Below are 15,222 nucleotides of genomic sequence, written 5' to 3' on the forward strand. Positions count from 1 at the left end.
CACCCTATAAAATAAGCAATATGTTCCACGTAGATTCCCTAGCGTCAAAAATTGCAGTTTTGCGACTCTTATTTCCAGAAAGAACAGCGCCACGCAGGTTTGAGCCACTAGCATCGCACTATTGATTTTATAAGGACAATAATTGTGAGCTTTTTCAGCAGTAGCGGCGGAACCTACAGCTTCTCCAACTACAGTGTTGCAAAGTTTGTTGGCAACTCTACGTCTTCTATCAGCACTCGCGTCAGTCAAAGTGTTTTGTCACTGGATGATGAAACAAAAGACAAGCCAAAGACGCCTGACCTTAAGCCTACTCCAGATGCTGCAGTTGATGCGCGCGCCAAACTGACAGATCTTTATGGCGACCTCGACACAACATCCAGCAAGTACAAAAATGACATTGAGGCATTCCGCAAAGAGATTTTTGACGATCTTGGGTTTGACCGCGAAACTCTCCACCTGATTGCCAGCAATGAAAACGGCTATTTCTCTGATGAAGAGATCAAAGCTGCAAAGCAAGTGATGGAAGAGCAGCTTGAAGAGGTCTTGAACAAGGACGCTCCGGAGGATGGACCAACTGCTGAAAATTACCTGTCTCTTTTGAAATATCTGGAGGAAGAAACCTCAGCAGAAGAGAGAAAGTCATTCGAGTGGGCGGAAAGCAAAGGAAGCGCTCAAGCCGCTTATAAACGACTATCAGGTGGTAAGGAGAGCGACCTCTTTTCTGACGATCCCGTCGTCAACTTACTCACCAAAGCCCATGAAGACCTGTTCGATGCTCAGAAGACCAATCCTGACGCAGAACTGGAGTCCATGTCCGCCCATGATTCCGCTCAGTACCAGTGGGAGCGGAACAACAACAGTTATGACTCTTACAGCCCGCCGGATGCCTGGTGGAGATAAGCCGCTGCAACGACACGAAGACCTCTGCTACACACGTGGCAGGGGTCAGGCAATACGCTGGCATTGAAGCAGCATTGGAACGTCCTTACCCCAGAAGTCTATAAATTCTTCCAGCGGCTCAAATCCAACAGAAGCGTAGAACTTCCGCGTCTCCGCGTAGGCAGCATTTTCGCGTGACGGGCCGAGTGTTTTGACGGTCAAATACGTCGCGCCACAGTCTGTTGCATAGCGTTTGGCCAGCTCTACAAATGCTCGCCCAATCCCCTTACCATGATGCTCTGCCCTGATCGCCAGTAAGTGAATGTCAACGGACGCACGACTGGTTTGCGTCAGCGCCATAAGACCAAGCGTCTCCCCACCTGCCTGCGCGATGAAGACGGGCCTCGTCTTCACGTCCTCCAAGTAATCCTTATAGACGTCGTAAGGACCGAACCAGTCAGGCAGATCTGAGAGGATCGCGTCACAAAACGCTGTACATTCAGTTTTGCAGGGAAGCTCTGATAGTTGGAGGTTCTTAGTCATGGTGCAGATGACGCTCACTTAAAAACGAATGAGCCAACTGTGCGGCCACGGCTTCGCTTGTGTCAAACGACGAGTTGCAAGTTGGCGCTATTACGCTGCATATTCCAGACAGCACATACAAAAATGGCCCGGTTTCATCACCGGGCCATTCTTTTGAAAACTGTGTTTTCTCTTATTCAGCCGGGGCTTTTTCCACGCCCTCAGGCTCATCATCTTCGGAGAAGAACTCCTTGGTGAGCTTGAAGACAATCGGGCTGAGAAGTGCCAGCGCGATCAGGTTTGGAATAGCCATCATCGCATTCAGCGTGTCAGCCAGCAGCCAGATGAAGCTCAGCTCTGCAGTCGCACCGAAGTAGATCGCAACCACCCAGAGGATGCGGTATGGCTTGAGCGCACGAGGCCCAAAGAAGAAGCCAACGCATTTCTCGCCGTAGAAGCTCCACCCCAGAATAGTGGTGAACGCGAACACTGAGAGCGAGATCGCAATCAGGTAGCCGCCAACACCTGGCAGAGATGTTTCAAATGCCAGAGAGGTGAGCGCTGCACCGGAGGAGCCAGAGGTCCACACACCGGAAGCCACAATCGCGAGACCAGTGATGGTACAAACGATGATGGTGTCGATGAACGTGCCGAGCATTGCGATCAGACCCTGGTTAACAGGGCTCTTGGTTTCAGCAACCGCGTGAGCGATTGGCGCAGAACCCAGACCAGCTTCGTTGGAGAAGACGCCACGGGCAACACCAAAGCGGATCGCAGCCCAAACAGCAGCACCAGCAAAGCCACCTTCAGCAGCTGTAGAGGTGAATGCCTGAGCAAACACTGTCTGCACAGCAGCACCGATGGAATCGATGTTGATGATCAGAACAACAAGGCCAGCTGCAATGTACGCAACAGCCATGAACGGAACCAGCTTACCAGCAACGTTACCAATGCGTGTTACTCCTCCCAGAATAACAGCAGCGGTGAGCGCCATCAGGATAACAGCAGTTGCTTGTGCCGGAATAGCGAAGTTCTCATTCAGAACGTTTGCAACACTGTTGGCCTGCACACCATTACCAATACCGAACGCGGCAACAGCGCCGAATGCAGCAAAGGTTGGAGCAAGCCAGTACCACTTACGGCCAAGACCGTTTTTGATGTAGTACATCGGGCCGCCAACAAAGTTGCCAGCGTTGTCACGCTCACGGTATTTCACCGCGAGGACAGCCTCGGCATACTTGGTTGCCATGCCCACAAGAGCAGTCATCCACATCCAGAAGAGAGCGCCAGGTCCGCCCAGGAACACAGCCGTCGCAACGCCTGCAATGTTACCTGTTCCGATTGTAGCTGAAAGAGAAGTCATCAACGCATTGAAGGGGCTGATTTCACCACCACCTTCGCCTTGGCGACCCTTCCAGAGCAGGCTAAAGCCCGTGCCCAACTTAAAGATGGGCATTAGTTTGAGTCCGATCTGGAGAAAAAGTCCTACCCCGAGAATGGCTATAAGCATCACAGGGCCCCAAACGATAGAATTGATTTCGCCTAGGATATTCGTCATTGTTTCCATGGTTAGCCTCCCACCATGATTTTTATTATGATTTAGTTTACATCCTCGGCATGCATAGGGAATACATCTACAATAGAACTATTTCAAACTTTTCTGTTGTTTTTCAATTAGTTAATTTGAAATTACGTAGTTTACCTATGGTCATCACGAAAATTTTTGGTGAAAATTTCGCGTCTGACGGGCGTAAATTATCGTTTTCAACCGACCACCTGGTACAGTTTTGGAAAATCCATCCCCAGAATCGTAACTTATGAGCATATTCTGATTAACTAAGATAAGAGAGTTGCGACACTACCCCTAGGGCAGGAGAAAATTACTCCTCCCGATAGATCTCTTGCTCTGCAAATTCCCAAAATCTCGTCACCGCACTGTTGCTGGGTGTTTTCGGCAACCGGGTCAGAAACAGACTGCGCGGGGCGGGGGGATCAAGCGGCAAGACTTTCACACCGTCCAGATCCTCAGGTAGCGCCAGCTCTGCAATAATCGAGCAAGCAAGGCCGGATCGTACCACTGCCAGAATGGATGTAATTTGCTGAATGGAGTGGTCCACACGCGGCTCAATATCCGACCGGCCAAACCATTTACGCACCAACGGCTCACTGCCCCCCTTAGTCATAATGAAAGGCTGCTGCTGAAAAGCCTCGGCACTCATGTGCTGCGGCAAATCCATATCATCTGCAGTGATAGCAACGAGACGGTCACAGGCGATGGGCAGGCTCTCGAACTCTTCGTTTCCATCAAGCCCCGGCACAACTGCCACGTCCACCTCACCGCGCCGCAAAGCTGCGATGATCTCCTGATCCTGCGCCTCACGCAGTTCCAACGCGATGCCCGGATAGTGGCGTGAGAACCGCGTCATCACATTGGGCAGCAATTGGGTAGAGGCAGACGGGCCTGAAGAACCGATGCGTACGCGCCCGCCTTTGTTCTGGCGCAGATCGTTGATGCTGGCCAGTGCGTTCTCTTCCGCCGCCTGCACGCTCAGGGCATATTGCGCGATCAGCTTGCCCTCATCCGTCAGCTGTACGGGTTGAGAACCACGACGGAGCACCTTTACGCCAAGCCGCTTTTCAAGCTCAGCGATGGATTGGCTGACGGCAGACTGGCTCACCCCCAGTTGATGCGCCGTTTTGGTGACGGAGCCAACCGCCTGCATCAAAGGCAGAGCGCGCACCGCAAGCTCTGGCAGGCGTGTTGCAAAGGGGTTGAGGCCATCAGGCTTGGTCATCAGGTATCACCATACATTATAAGCTGAGCTTATTATTTTATATTTCATCATTAGCCTAAGACATAGCAGCAGGAAAGACCAGCCAAACCAGTAGGGAGAGGGCGCATGGGGATTGCGATGGCATTGCTGCCAAGTCTGGGTTTGCTGGCTTTGGGCGGTGTATTTGGCAAACGTCTGGACCAGGCCACATGGCGGGGCATTGATACGTTGAACTTTCAGTTGCTGTTCCCAGCCCTGATGTTCTCAGCTGCGGCAGCCCGGCCAATCAATCTGGATGATGCAGCCATCATCGGATTGGGCACCTGGGGTATCTTAGGGGTCGGCTTGTTGCTTGGCTGGATGTTGCGCCCATTTGGTCCAGCACAATTTTTGGATTTTGCCGCTGGTTGGCAAACAGCGTGGCGGTTCAACACAGCCATCGGGTTTGTAGCCATCAATGCGTTGGACGCAGACAGCGCCTCTCTCATGGCCATAGCCATTGGCTTTGCGGTGCCAATGGCGAACCTGATGGCGGTAACGGCTCTATCCATAGGCAAAGGTCTTGGCCTGCGCAAGGCAGCGGAAAAGGTGGTGCTCAATCCATTCTTTCTGGCAGCCCTTGGCGGTGTTGCGGTGGGCTTGAGCGGATATCCGCTTCCCTCAGTCCTTTCGGAAGGTCTCAATCAACTGGCTCTGGCCGCCATCCCCCTAGCATTGTTGGCGATTGGAGCGACACTTGATTGGCAGGGACTGATGAAGCTGGATGTTTATACGGGCGGGTTGAACTCCATCAAACTGTTGGCCTTGCCTTGCATTGCCTGGTTTATGGTGCACAGCTTTGCCATTCCAAAAGAACAAGCATCCGTGTTGGTGCTGTTCGCAGCTTTGCCCACCGCATCAGCCGCCCATGTACTGGCCGCCGCCTTTGGTGCGGACTGTCGGCAACCGGCCACGCTGATCGCCCAATCCACGTTGCTCTCATGCATAAGCCTGCCGCTTTGGATCGCACTGCAGACCGGATAATAGAACGGGCCCTGCGGAGACCGCAGAGCCCAAGCCATTAGATAAGGAAGGTCATTCGTCGTTTATGAGCACATGAGCTCATTTATGCGGCTTGTTTGAAAGCCGTAGGCTTAAATTCCAGAACCCAACAGGCTTCCAGCTTGTTTCTCTTCCAAGGCAGGAAGGAGCGGACGCGGTACTTCACCTGACGAAGTTCCAGATAGTCCGGCAAGCTTGCACCGGGGCCAGCAGATTTCTGAATTAGATCTGCCCAATCCCGTGCCAGTTTGGTTGGTTCTTCGACGATTTGCATTCCGTCGCTCTTTTCTCCAGTGGTTTTGGAGATCAGCTGCTTGTAAACGGATGGGTTCAACAGGGCCTTCAAGGCGCCGCTCAAACCATGCAGATCTTCACCAAAGGCCTGATCATCTTCGTCAGCGATGTTACCGGCATTTTCCTTGTCTTGATCTGTTGGCTCATTCAGCACAACACTGCTGGCTTCTGTGGTGCCGTGTTCAACTTCCTTGATCACGACATTGTACTGATCCTTCTTGCCACCTTCCATCGGTGTGATTTCAACCTGGAACATGGCTGACCAAGGCTGTTCCTTGGCCCATTTCAGGATCTTGCGGATGCTCGTGCCGTTGCTCATCTTGGCCATGACTTCCTTCATGGCATGGTCCTGCAAGCTGCTGATCGCATCATGTGCATTCCCATAGCTTTGCAACAGGCCGTCACCCTTGGAAGTAAGAAACTCGTCCAGATGGCCTCTCTTGTCCTGAATGTCGCTGCTCTTTTGTGACTGATCTTCTCGCAGATCAGACATATTAAGAGCCAGATCGCCCAGATCACCTGCAATGGCTCGTGGCAGATTATTGATCAGGTTAACCTCCGCAACAGTGTCAGAGGTTGGTTTCTGTTCCACAACCCAGGCCGTCTTCACGGTGTCCGTGTTGGAGAAGAAACCCTTCTTGATGTCGTGATAGCGGATTTGCTTCAAGGTCATGTAATCAGGCAGCTGATCACTGATGTCCCGGCCATTTTCCTGCGCACGGGCAAGGGTTTCACCCCAGTTCATTGCCAGATCACTTGGCTTTTCGACAAATGGCACATCATCATTGCTGGCTTCACCCGTAACCTTGGTGGTCAGGGCGGCCATCATTTCCGGTGAGCGCAAGCCGTTGAAGATCAGCTCAGGATTTGCCATGAGCTTTTCTTTCGACAGATTTCGCTGTGCCAGGTCGGTGTTGCTGTCGATATCCAAACCATCAGTGTCTTCATTTCCCGCAGAGCTGTCACGCAGCTGCGCTTCAATGTTGAAGAACTCACCCTTGGTGGTGATGTCGATATCAACGAGCTTTGCCCATGGTTGGGTGGCAACCCAGTTCATGGTCTTACGAGGGCTGTTGGTTTGGGCAAGATGGTCGTTGACCATGTTCTTGGCCATCTTCGCAAGGCCGGAGGCTGCATTCAGGGCGCGGTCGTTCTGCTCTGCCAACTCATCAACGGCAGAATCCACGGTCTGGCCAAAGCTGATGGCAGACTGAACGTCGTTTGTGGTGTTCAGCGCCATACCCAGCTGCCGGGCAACAGCCATGCGGTATTCAACAACTTCCTGTTCAATTTCTTCCAGCTTTTGCCGCTCACTGTCAGAAACCGCGTTTTCCTTCGCATTGTCGATGGTGTCGCTCATAGCTTTGCCGAAGGCATGCTGGCGGTACAGCTCATTGACATCTTTGACGAGTGCATTCCCAAGCTTGACCATATTCTGGCTCATAAACACCAGCATTTCGCGGTGGGCCGGGGTCAGCTGCTTAGGGTTGGAGTTGGCTGCATTCTGCAGGAATTCATTGAAGCGAGGATCATCTGCCTGGCTGTCAAAAATTTCCTTGGTGACACTCCGGGATTCTTCCCTCAGTTCCTTCTTCAGATCACGGGTGAACTGCTGCTTGACCATCTCATCAGCTTTTTCCTGAGGCATGCCCAGAACATCTTTCACATGATGTTCCCACTTGGCAGCTGAAGGGTCAGCATAAGCTGTTGCGAGAGGGTCTTTTAAGAAATCCTCTTTCTTCTGCTGGAAGGTGCGCAAGCGGTCTAACCGCTCACGAAGCGTTTCGGATTCCGGCAGGCCAATTTCCTCAAAGACAGCATGGACCGGCATTGGCTTTGCGCCAGCGGGCCGTTCTGGAGGTGGGGTGTCGACGACGACATAGTCGCTCAAATCCGGGTCGGCAGTTCCATTGCGTTGGTCATGATTACCATGAACGCCATTGACCTGCTCGTTTGAGGTTCTTGCTGTACGGTTGGTTTCGTCCCCATCTTCCTCAGGGAAGTTCCAATGCATGTTCTGGTAGACTGCCTTGGCCCAATCGTGCTGTTCAGCATTCAACTTATTTACAGGCATGACACGTCTCCTGCTAACTAAGTTTTGTTATTGGCTAATAAAGTTGTGCTCCTCCTATCCGTTTATTTTAAGGCACGGAATCGACTTTAGTATAATAAGTTAAGACCGATTAAACCGGTCTGCTCAAATGCAAGCGGTCTAAGCATTTAAACCGACAATACCGATCACGTTTTCCCAAAAACATCAATCACATCTGCTGATAGCGCAATCAGTGAGCGGGTGCCCAATTCTCCCGGCTTGCCATGTCAGCCCGTTCAAATTTGCGGTTTATTTGAGGGACTGAAACCGCCTGTTTGCAATGAAATCTGCTTAGGATCTGCGCGAAATTGCAAACTAGAAAGCTCATGGATGTTGTATCTGACGTCACGCATGCGATTTTCTGACCTGAGCGAGCAGCAGGTGCTGGCGCTTGCCATCTCGTCAGAGGAAGATGACGCCCGCATCTATCGGGGCTTTGCCAAACGACTGCAGGATGATTACCCCGGAACCGCCGCCGTCTTTGCCGATATGGCCAATGAAGAAGACCAGCACCGGATAGCGCTGATCGAACTGCATCAAAAACGCTTCGGCGACACCATTCCTCTGATCCGCCGCGAACATGTTTCCGGGTTTTATGCCCGAAGCCCACTCTGGCTCTCCACCCAGCTGACACTTGATCAGATCCGCCATATCTCCGAGAACATGGAGACGGCCTCGCGCACATTCTATGAGAACGCAGAGAAGAAGAGCACGGATGCAGATACCCGCCGCTTGCTGGGCGACCTGGCAGCGGTGGAAGCGGATCACCAGAACAAAGCCCGCAACTTGTCACAAACCCACCTGGCCTCAACGGGAGAGCAGGAGGAAGAAACCGCACACCGTAAACTGATCCTGACCCTGATCCAGCCGGGTCTTGCCGGGTTAATGGATGGCTCCGTCTCCACACTCGCCCCTGTTTTCGCGACAGCCTTTGCAACGGGCAACACATGGACCACGTTTCTTGTTGGCCTTGCAGCCTCCATCGGCGCGGGTATTTCCATGGGCTTTACGGAGGCGGTCTCGGATGACGGGCAGATTTCCGGACGAGGTTCACCTGCCTTGCGCGGCGTAGCGTCTGGCGTGATGACAGCTCTTGGTGGGCTGGGTCATACCATCCCGTATTTACTCAGTGATTTCTGGGTGGCCACGTTCATCGCATTTTTCGTTGTGGCGGTTGAACTCTGCGCCATCGCGTGGATCCAGAGCAAATACATGGAAACGCCGCTCTTGCGGGCGACGTTTCAGGTTGTTCTCGGCGGCTCACTGGTGTTTGCCGCCGGTGTCATTATCGGCGGTGGTTAGACGCCCTTACAGGGACGCCCCACCTTCAGCAAACACATGCAGGAGTTCACGATTGACGGAAACCGGCAACATATCTCCTTCTCGCACAGTGATGGAATGGTCCACCCGCATGGTGAGTGGGTCGGAGGAAAAGCTGGTTTGCAGGTAGGCGAGGGACTCTGACCCAAGTTCCTCAACCAGTTCTACCTTCGCAGAGAAATCACAGGCTTCTGTGTTGGAGATGCTCATATGCTCCGGACGGATGCCAAGCGTGATCGCTCCATTTGCTTCAGCCCTTTGTGCATCATTGATGTTGAAGCCATCCAGCTGAATTGCACCTTGTTGCGCAGTCGCACCGATGAAGTTCATGGAGGGCGCTCCGAGGAACCCGGCCACGAACTTATTCGCCGGACGCTCGTAAAGATCAATCGGACGCCCGACCTGCTCAATCACACCGTGGTTGAACACCACAATCCGGTCTGCAAGGGTCATCGCCTCGGTCTGGTCGTGGGTCACGTAGATGATCGTCGCCCCCAGACGCTTATGCAGGCGAGCGATTTCCAAACGCATCTGCACGCGCAGGGCGGCATCCAGATTGGAGAGCGGCTCATCAAACAAGAACACCTGCGGATTACGGATGATCGCACGGCCAATGGCCACACGCTGACGCTGACCACCTGAAAGCTGACGCGGGAACCGCTCCAGCAGGTGCGTGATCTGCAGCGTATCGGCCACTTCATTTACGCGGCGTTTCACCTCATCCTTCGGCGTTTTACCAAGACGCAGGCCAAAGCTGATGTTCTCCGCAACGCTCATATGCGGAAACAGTGCGTAGGACTGGAACACCATCGCAATTTCACGCTTGGACGGGTGGGCGCGGGTTACATCTTTGTCCGCGATGCTGATCTGGCCGGACGTGACCTCCTCCAGACCGGAGATCATGCGCAGCATGGTGGACTTGCCGCAGCCGGATGGCCCAACGAAGACGATGAACTCACCCTTTTCGACCTCAAGATCCACCCCATGGATGACCTCATGTTGGCCGTATGACTTCTTGATGTTTTTCAGTGACAAACTACTCATAATGTCCCCGATTATCCTTTCACGGCACCCATGGTCATGCCTTTGATGAAGTAGCGCTGGAAGAACAGGAATACGATCAGCGTTGGCAGGCTGGCGATCAGCGACATAGCGCCCTGAATGCCCCAGGCAACGGAGTATTGGCCCTTCATAAACACGAGCCCCAGCATGATGGTGCGTTTCTCGTCAGATTGGGTGAAGATCAGCGGCCAGAGGAAATCGTTCCAGATCCAGGTGAATTGAAGCGTCGCCAGCACCGCAATGGCTGGCAGGCTGATGGGCAGTGCAATCTTGGTCAGCACTTGCCATTCGTTTGCCCCTTCCAAAATTGCCGCCTCACGCAGTGGGTTTGGCACGGTGGCGAAGAAGTTGCGCATCAATAACGTACAGATCGGAATACCCAGCGCCGTGTGCACAATGATCATCGGCCACAGCGTGTCGATGAGCCCCATCAGATTGAAGAGGCGAAACAGCGGGATCAGAATGACCTGCGGCGGGAAGAACATGCCGGACACCACCAGCAAAAACACCAGGTCGCTGCCTTTAAACGGCAGCTTGGAGAACACATAACCCGCCAGCGTGCCAAGCCCGATGGAAAACGCCGTTGCCGGTGCGGCCACGAGGAACGTGTTGAGCATGTAGCCATGCACCGCCGGATTGCTCAGCACCTCAATGTAGTTGCCCCAATACATGCTGCTGGGAATGGCCCACAGGTCACCAAGTGCAATATCCCGCGTGGTTTTGACGGAGGACAGCAGCACGCCAAAGGTTGGCGCAAGAAACAGGATTGCCAGCGTAAACAGGCAGATGAAGATGACAACAGGCCACGGATTGAACCGCTTCGGTGCAACATATTCACCGCTGGCGCTGCCCAGACTAGCCGTATCAGCCATAGATCTCGTCCACCTTTTTAAGCTGCTTGAAATAGAGGCGAATGATGGTCAACGCGACGAGGAACAGCACGACGGAAATGGCACTGCCATAGCCCATCAGGTACTTTTTGAAGCTCTCGTTGTACATATGCATGGCCAGCGTATCGGAGCTGTTGAACGGCCCGCCGCCCGTCATGATGTACAGGATATCAAAGCCCTTCAGCGAGTTGATCACGCTTAGCGCAACAACAACCACGGTGGCTGGTGTCAGCAGTGGCAGGATAACGTGGCGGATGCGTTGCCATGTTGTGGCGCCTTCCAGCTCGCACACTTCCAGCAGATCACCGGGAATAGCCGTCAGACCTGCAAGGTAGATCACCATGGACAGGCCGGTCGCCTGCCAGGACCATGCAACGATGACCGAGTAAAGTGCGCTGTCCGGTTTCGCCAACCACGCGTAGTTGAAGCGGTCATTGGTGACGTACTCGATAATGGAGTTCAGCAGGCCCCAGTCGGGCTGGTAGATCCACACCCAGACCTGACCGACCACAACAGCAGACAGACAGATTGGCAGATAAAAGATGGTTTTAAAGATCGGGCCGCCGGGCACATGGCTGTCGATCAGCAGCGCCAGCGAAAGGCCAAGAACAGTTGGAAGCACCACGGCAATGGCCATCCAGATAATCGTGTTTATTGCCGCAGACATGAAGAGGCGATCGGAAAACAGCTTTCCGAAATTCTCAAAGCCAACGAAATCATAGGTGTCACTGAAACCGTTCCAGTTGGTAAAGCCGTAGTAAAACGAGCTTAGGAGCGGCCAGATGATGATCAGCGCGAATACGCTGAGGGGGAGCGCCAAAAGGGCAACGCGCCAGAATGTGTTGCTTTGATTCATACCCGTCTCAGAAAAAGCCTGCCTCGCAGTGGTGCATATCTATCTCCCAAAACCACTATGGTTTGGCGGGAGAATGCGTGAAGCTATAGAGGCAAGCCGACCGCAAACATGTTGCGACCGGCTCTGTTTTAAGTGCAATGATTATTCGGCAAACGCGCTTGCAGCGCTGGCCTGTGTTTCATCCAGAATGACGTCCACTTTGGATGGGTCATCCATGAAGCGTGCGAACATGGACAGACCAACTTCCGCCACTGGCGGAGGCGTGGACAGGTCGTAGTTGAACGCAAAGGTCTGTGCAGCGTCGATGGTGTCGAGCGCTTTCAGCATCACAGCGTTGTAGTTGGACTTTTCAACATTCACGTTGGCAGAAAGAGCGCCCTGAATGTTAGCCCATTTCGCCTGCGCTTCCGGATCAGACACCAGATACTCAAGCAGCTGCTCAGCCCCTTCCGGGTTCTTCGCATTTGCGGAGATCACCAGACCATCCACCGGACCAACAACAGCGTTTGGAACGCCAGCTGTCACTTCCGGGAATGGGTAGAAGTCATAGTCTTCACCCGGCTTCAGACCGATGGAGTTCCAGTAACCGGTGATCCATGTCCCCATCAGGGTCATGGCCGCGTCACCACGAGCAACCTTGTCAGAAGCATCAGTCCAGCTGTCTGCATTTGCATTTTCAACAAAGTAGCCTTTGTCGACCATGCTCTTCCAAAGACCCATCGCCTTTTTAACTTCAGGATCGGCATAAGAGGCTGTGCCGTTCATCAGTTTTGCGCGGTAGTCAGGGCCCGCGGTGCGAAGGATCAGGTAGTCAAACCAGAACTGAGCAGGCCAGCGGTTCTTGGAACCCAGCGCGATAGGGGTCACGCCGTTTGCCTTCAGCTTCTCACAGGCTGCGAGGAACTCTTCCCAGGTTTTTGGAGCCTCAAGGATGCCAGCCTTTTCCATAACAGCTTTGTTAAAGAACAGACCGGAGTAGTGGTAGCCAAATGGCACCAGATAACGTTCGCCGTCATACTTGGTTGCACCGTCCGCAACAGACTTAGCGACAACGTTGTCCAGACCGGCTTTGTTCCACATGCCGTCGATTGGGCGCAGATCACCCGCATCAATAACAAACTGCGTTCGTGCGCCAGCCCAGTATGAGAACACGTCAGGCAGTGCGTTGCCCGCCGCGCGCACCAGAATACCGGTCTTGAAATCTTCATGACCGATTGGGCTGTCTTTAACGGTAATGCCGGACTTGGCTTTAAAGCCCTCCAGAATGTCCTTCAGGCCTTTCTGGCCCAGCTCACCGGTGAAGTAGTGAGAAATGGTGACTTCGTCCGCTGCAAATGATGGAACCATGGATGCTGTCGCCATAACGGGCGCAAGCACCGCAGCAAGCAAAAGTTGCCTTCTGCGCTTATTCATATTTCAATCCCCTCCCAAGAGTTTGCATATGCTTTACAAATTCATTTCGTCAATAAGTTGCCTTATGTGCAACAAAACTGAATATACGTCCCATTTCGCCGCGCATTTCGTAAAATGTCAAGCTTATTTTGTACAAAAATACGTATACTGCCCCTTGCACTCCTGTAAAACCTGTGTCAATTCTGAGTCCAGACGCTGGAATTTTGTTGCCCTATGTTTAACTTTGTGTAATTAGTTGTCCATATTCCAACTTTTCCAGTGTGTGAATGGAGATTGACGTTGCGCCTTTTACAATCGCTATCCCGTGGACTTCAGACGCTCGACTATCTTGCCCAGCAGGCTAAACCTCTGCGGCTTACGGATATCGCGAGTTACCTTGGTGTCGACAAGTCCAATGCGACGCATATTCTGCGTACTTTGGTTGCATGCGGTTACGCTACGCAAGGGACTGATAGGCGCTACGCAGCAAGCGAGAAAATGACAGGTTCTCAAGGGTCTGGGCCGACGGCTGAAGCCATTGTTGCCGTTCGCCAGCAGTGGCAGCCTATCCTTAAGCAGCTCACCCGTGAGACGGGCGAATGCTCACACATGGCTGTGCTGGCAAGTTCACAGGTCTGGTATGTGGATAAAATCGATTCTGAGCTTCCGCTCAAGGTTGATCATCCCATCGGGTCGCTGGGACCATTGCATTGCACCGCTCTTGGCAAGGCCTTTCTGGCGTTTGGTGATGCACAGGCAGAGCAGGAGCTGAAGCAATTCACCCCTGTGACCCTGACGGACCACACCGCCCTTGCAGCAGAAATCTCCAAAAGCAGAGATCGTGGCTACGCGATTGACGACGAAGAATTTACCTCCGGCATCCGCTGCGTAGCGGGACCGGTTTTTGATGAGCATGGGGTGATGATCGCCGCGATCGGCGTTTCAGGACCGACAGTTCGAATTGATGACAAGCGCTTTGAGGAGCTTGGCGCGCTTGTTCAGAAAATGTGTTTTATGAGGGAGTAAAGGATGGGGAACCAGCCGGTTCGCGTTGCCATTCTGGGCACAGGTCGTATTTCGGATTTGCATGCCATTGAGTATAAGCAGAACCCGAAAGGCAATATTGTTGCCTTGTGTGATCAAAACGTAAAGCAGGCCCAGTCTCAGGCAGAGGCATGGGGCGTTGATGACCCGATCATCAGCGATGATTACAGAGAGCTACTGGCCCGTCCAGATATCGATCTGGTAGAAATCCTGCTGCCACACCATTTGCATCTGCAGGCCGCACTGGATGCCATCGCAGCTGGGAAGATGGTCTCGCTTCAAAAGCCCATGTGCATGAACATGGAGCAGGCTGACATCCTTGTTGAAGCCGCTGAAAGCTATGACCGCCCTTTCAAGATCTTCGAAAACTTCATCTTCCATCCCCCTGTCCTGAAAGCCAAAGAACTGGTGGATGCAGGCGCGATTGGAGACCCGATTTCCATTCGCATCAAGTCCAACCCCGGCAAGAGCAAAACCGCCTGGAAGGTGCCTGCAGCAGCCAACGCATGGCGGCAGATGAAAGACATGGCTGGCGGCGGCCCGCTGGTGTTTGATGACGGACACCACAAATTCGCGCTTGCCTGGCACTTCATGGGCATGCCGTCTGACGTGCACGCCTTTATCGGTCAGACCGAAGTCTTCAAAGGCATCTATCTGGATGCTCCATCCATGGTGTCTTTCCGCTTCCCCGGCAACAAGATCGGCAATCTGGAGGTGGTTTACTCTCCGGAGCTGGAAATCGCGACCAGGCACTACGCGCAGGATGACCGGGTCGAGATCACTGGAACCCAAGGCGTTCTCTGGATCAACTGCGGTCACGGCTCCATTGGCGACCCTGCGCCGCTTATTCATTACCGCGAAGGCAACGTCACCGAGTACCGCGATATCTATGCGGGTTGGGAGCAGAGCTTCGTCAACTCCACACGCCACTACCTTGATGCCATCACCGAGGGCGGCGCCCCGATCCTGACAGCACGGCAAGGCCGCGATGTCTTAAGTTTTGCGCTGGCGGCAGAAGAGTCTGCACGCACTGGCCAGACGATCAGCTTCTAAGCG

The 15,222-nt window shown here is 53.3% G+C and carries 13 protein-coding genes; 5 read left to right on the forward strand and 8 right to left on the reverse strand.

The features are described 5' to 3' along the window. Positions 1–144: 144 nt before the first annotated feature. The gene (locus BM231_RS20495; RefSeq protein ID WP_208860538.1) at positions 145–900 is read left to right on the forward strand and encodes a hypothetical protein; all 756 of its coding nucleotides are present in this window, start codon (positions 145–147) and stop codon (positions 898–900) included. A 45-nt stretch (positions 901–945) separates the two neighbouring features. On the opposite strand, the gene BM231_RS20500 is transcribed toward BM231_RS20495, so the two are convergent. The 3 genes from BM231_RS20500 to BM231_RS20510 form a co-directional block, all read right to left on the reverse strand. Continuing rightward, positions 946–1,422: a GNAT family N-acetyltransferase gene (locus tag BM231_RS20500; RefSeq protein WP_093522329.1), complete on the reverse strand. Its 477-nt coding sequence runs from the start codon at positions 1,420–1,422 to the stop codon at positions 946–948. A 172-nt stretch (positions 1,423–1,594) separates the two neighbouring features. Continuing rightward, positions 1,595–2,968 carry an alanine/glycine:cation symporter family protein gene (locus BM231_RS20505; RefSeq protein WP_093522331.1) on the reverse strand — a complete coding sequence of 458 codons (1,374 nt, stop codon included), beginning with the start codon at positions 2,966–2,968 and terminating at the stop codon, positions 1,595–1,597. Between the two features lie 313 nt (positions 2,969–3,281). Beyond that, entirely contained in the window at positions 3,282–4,196 is a 915-nt protein-coding gene (locus BM231_RS20510) for a LysR family transcriptional regulator (RefSeq protein WP_093522333.1), read from the reverse strand. Positions 4,197–4,301: 105 nt separating this feature from the next. Between BM231_RS20510 and BM231_RS20515 the strand changes: the two genes are divergently transcribed. Further along, a complete protein-coding gene (locus BM231_RS20515) occupies positions 4,302–5,198 on the forward strand; it encodes an AEC family transporter (protein WP_093522335.1) in 897 nt (298 codons plus the stop codon). Positions 5,199–5,280: 82 nt separating this feature from the next. Here the strand turns inward: BM231_RS20515 and BM231_RS20520 are convergent, their stop codons facing one another. After that, positions 5,281–7,584, reverse strand: coding sequence for a hypothetical protein (locus BM231_RS20520; protein ID WP_093522337.1), 2,304 nt, complete (start codon positions 7,582–7,584; stop codon positions 5,281–5,283). Between the two features lie 369 nt (positions 7,585–7,953). Here BM231_RS20520 and mbfA point away from each other — a divergent pair, with 369 nt between their 5' ends. Further along, positions 7,954–8,904, forward strand: a complete 951-nt coding sequence (gene mbfA / locus BM231_RS20525; protein ID WP_193758278.1) for an iron exporter MbfA — start codon at positions 7,954–7,956, stop codon at positions 8,902–8,904. A 6-nt stretch (positions 8,905–8,910) separates the two neighbouring features. Here the strand turns inward: mbfA and BM231_RS20530 are convergent, their stop codons facing one another. From BM231_RS20530 to BM231_RS20545, 4 genes are all read right to left on the reverse strand, one after another. Then, positions 8,911–9,966 carry an ABC transporter ATP-binding protein gene (locus BM231_RS20530; protein WP_093522340.1) on the reverse strand — a complete coding sequence of 352 codons (1,056 nt, stop codon included), beginning with the start codon at positions 9,964–9,966 and terminating at the stop codon, positions 8,911–8,913. A gap of 11 nt (positions 9,967–9,977) precedes the next feature. Then, positions 9,978–10,856 (reverse strand): carbohydrate ABC transporter permease, encoded by an 879-nt coding sequence (locus BM231_RS20535; protein WP_093522342.1) that lies wholly within the window; start codon positions 10,854–10,856, stop codon positions 9,978–9,980. Next, a complete protein-coding gene (locus BM231_RS20540) occupies positions 10,849–11,730 on the reverse strand; it encodes a carbohydrate ABC transporter permease (RefSeq protein WP_093522344.1) in 882 nt (293 codons plus the stop codon). Before BM231_RS20540 ends, BM231_RS20535 begins: the two co-directional genes overlap by 8 nt. Positions 11,731–11,871: 141 nt before the next feature. Beyond that, on the reverse strand, positions 11,872–13,143 hold the full coding sequence (locus tag BM231_RS20545; protein ID WP_093522346.1) for an ABC transporter substrate-binding protein: 1,272 nt from the start codon (positions 13,141–13,143) through the stop codon (positions 11,872–11,874). 279 nt (positions 13,144–13,422) lie between these two features. On the opposite strand from BM231_RS20545, the gene BM231_RS20550 reads away from it, so the two are divergent. Further along, positions 13,423–14,148 (forward strand): IclR family transcriptional regulator, encoded by a 726-nt coding sequence (locus BM231_RS20550; protein ID WP_057462437.1) that lies wholly within the window; start codon positions 13,423–13,425, stop codon positions 14,146–14,148. 3 nt (positions 14,149–14,151) lie between these two features. Beyond that, a complete protein-coding gene (locus BM231_RS20555; protein ID WP_093522348.1) occupies positions 14,152–15,219 on the forward strand; it encodes a Gfo/Idh/MocA family protein in 1,068 nt (355 codons plus the stop codon). Positions 15,220–15,222: the final 3 nt, after the last annotated feature.

Origin of the sequence: Pseudovibrio ascidiaceicola (assembly GCF_900114245.1) — a bacterium.
In the GTDB taxonomy this organism is placed as follows: domain Bacteria; phylum Pseudomonadota; class Alphaproteobacteria; order Rhizobiales; family Stappiaceae; genus Pseudovibrio; species Pseudovibrio ascidiaceicola.

What these genes read in the sequence shown, in the direction of transcription:
- BM231_RS20500 (WP_093522329.1), bottom strand. Translation starts at nt 1,422, where the DNA reads ATGACTAAGAACCTCCAACTATCAGAGCTTCCCTGCAAAACTGAATGT.
- BM231_RS20505 (WP_093522331.1), bottom strand. Translation starts at nt 2,968, where the DNA reads ATGGAAACAATGACGAATATCCTAGGCGAAATCAATTCTATCGTTTGG.
- BM231_RS20510 (WP_093522333.1), bottom strand. Translation starts at nt 4,196, where the DNA reads ATGACCAAGCCTGATGGCCTCAACCCCTTTGCAACACGCCTGCCAGAG.
- BM231_RS20515 (WP_093522335.1), top strand. Translation starts at nt 4,302, where the DNA reads ATGGGGATTGCGATGGCATTGCTGCCAAGTCTGGGTTTGCTGGCTTTG.
- BM231_RS20520 (WP_093522337.1), bottom strand. Translation starts at nt 7,584, where the DNA reads ATGCCTGTAAATAAGTTGAATGCTGAACAGCACGATTGGGCCAAGGCA.
- mbfA (WP_193758278.1), top strand. Translation starts at nt 7,954, where the DNA reads ATGCGATTTTCTGACCTGAGCGAGCAGCAGGTGCTGGCGCTTGCCATC.
- BM231_RS20530 (WP_093522340.1), bottom strand. Translation starts at nt 9,966, where the DNA reads ATGAGTAGTTTGTCACTGAAAAACATCAAGAAGTCATACGGCCAACAT.
- BM231_RS20535 (WP_093522342.1), bottom strand. Translation starts at nt 10,856, where the DNA reads ATGGCTGATACGGCTAGTCTGGGCAGCGCCAGCGGTGAATATGTTGCA.
- BM231_RS20540 (WP_093522344.1), bottom strand. Translation starts at nt 11,730, where the DNA reads ATGAATCAAAGCAACACATTCTGGCGCGTTGCCCTTTTGGCGCTCCCC.
- BM231_RS20545 (WP_093522346.1), bottom strand. Translation starts at nt 13,143, where the DNA reads ATGAATAAGCGCAGAAGGCAACTTTTGCTTGCTGCGGTGCTTGCGCCC.
- BM231_RS20555 (WP_093522348.1), top strand. Translation starts at nt 14,152, where the DNA reads ATGGGGAACCAGCCGGTTCGCGTTGCCATTCTGGGCACAGGTCGTATT.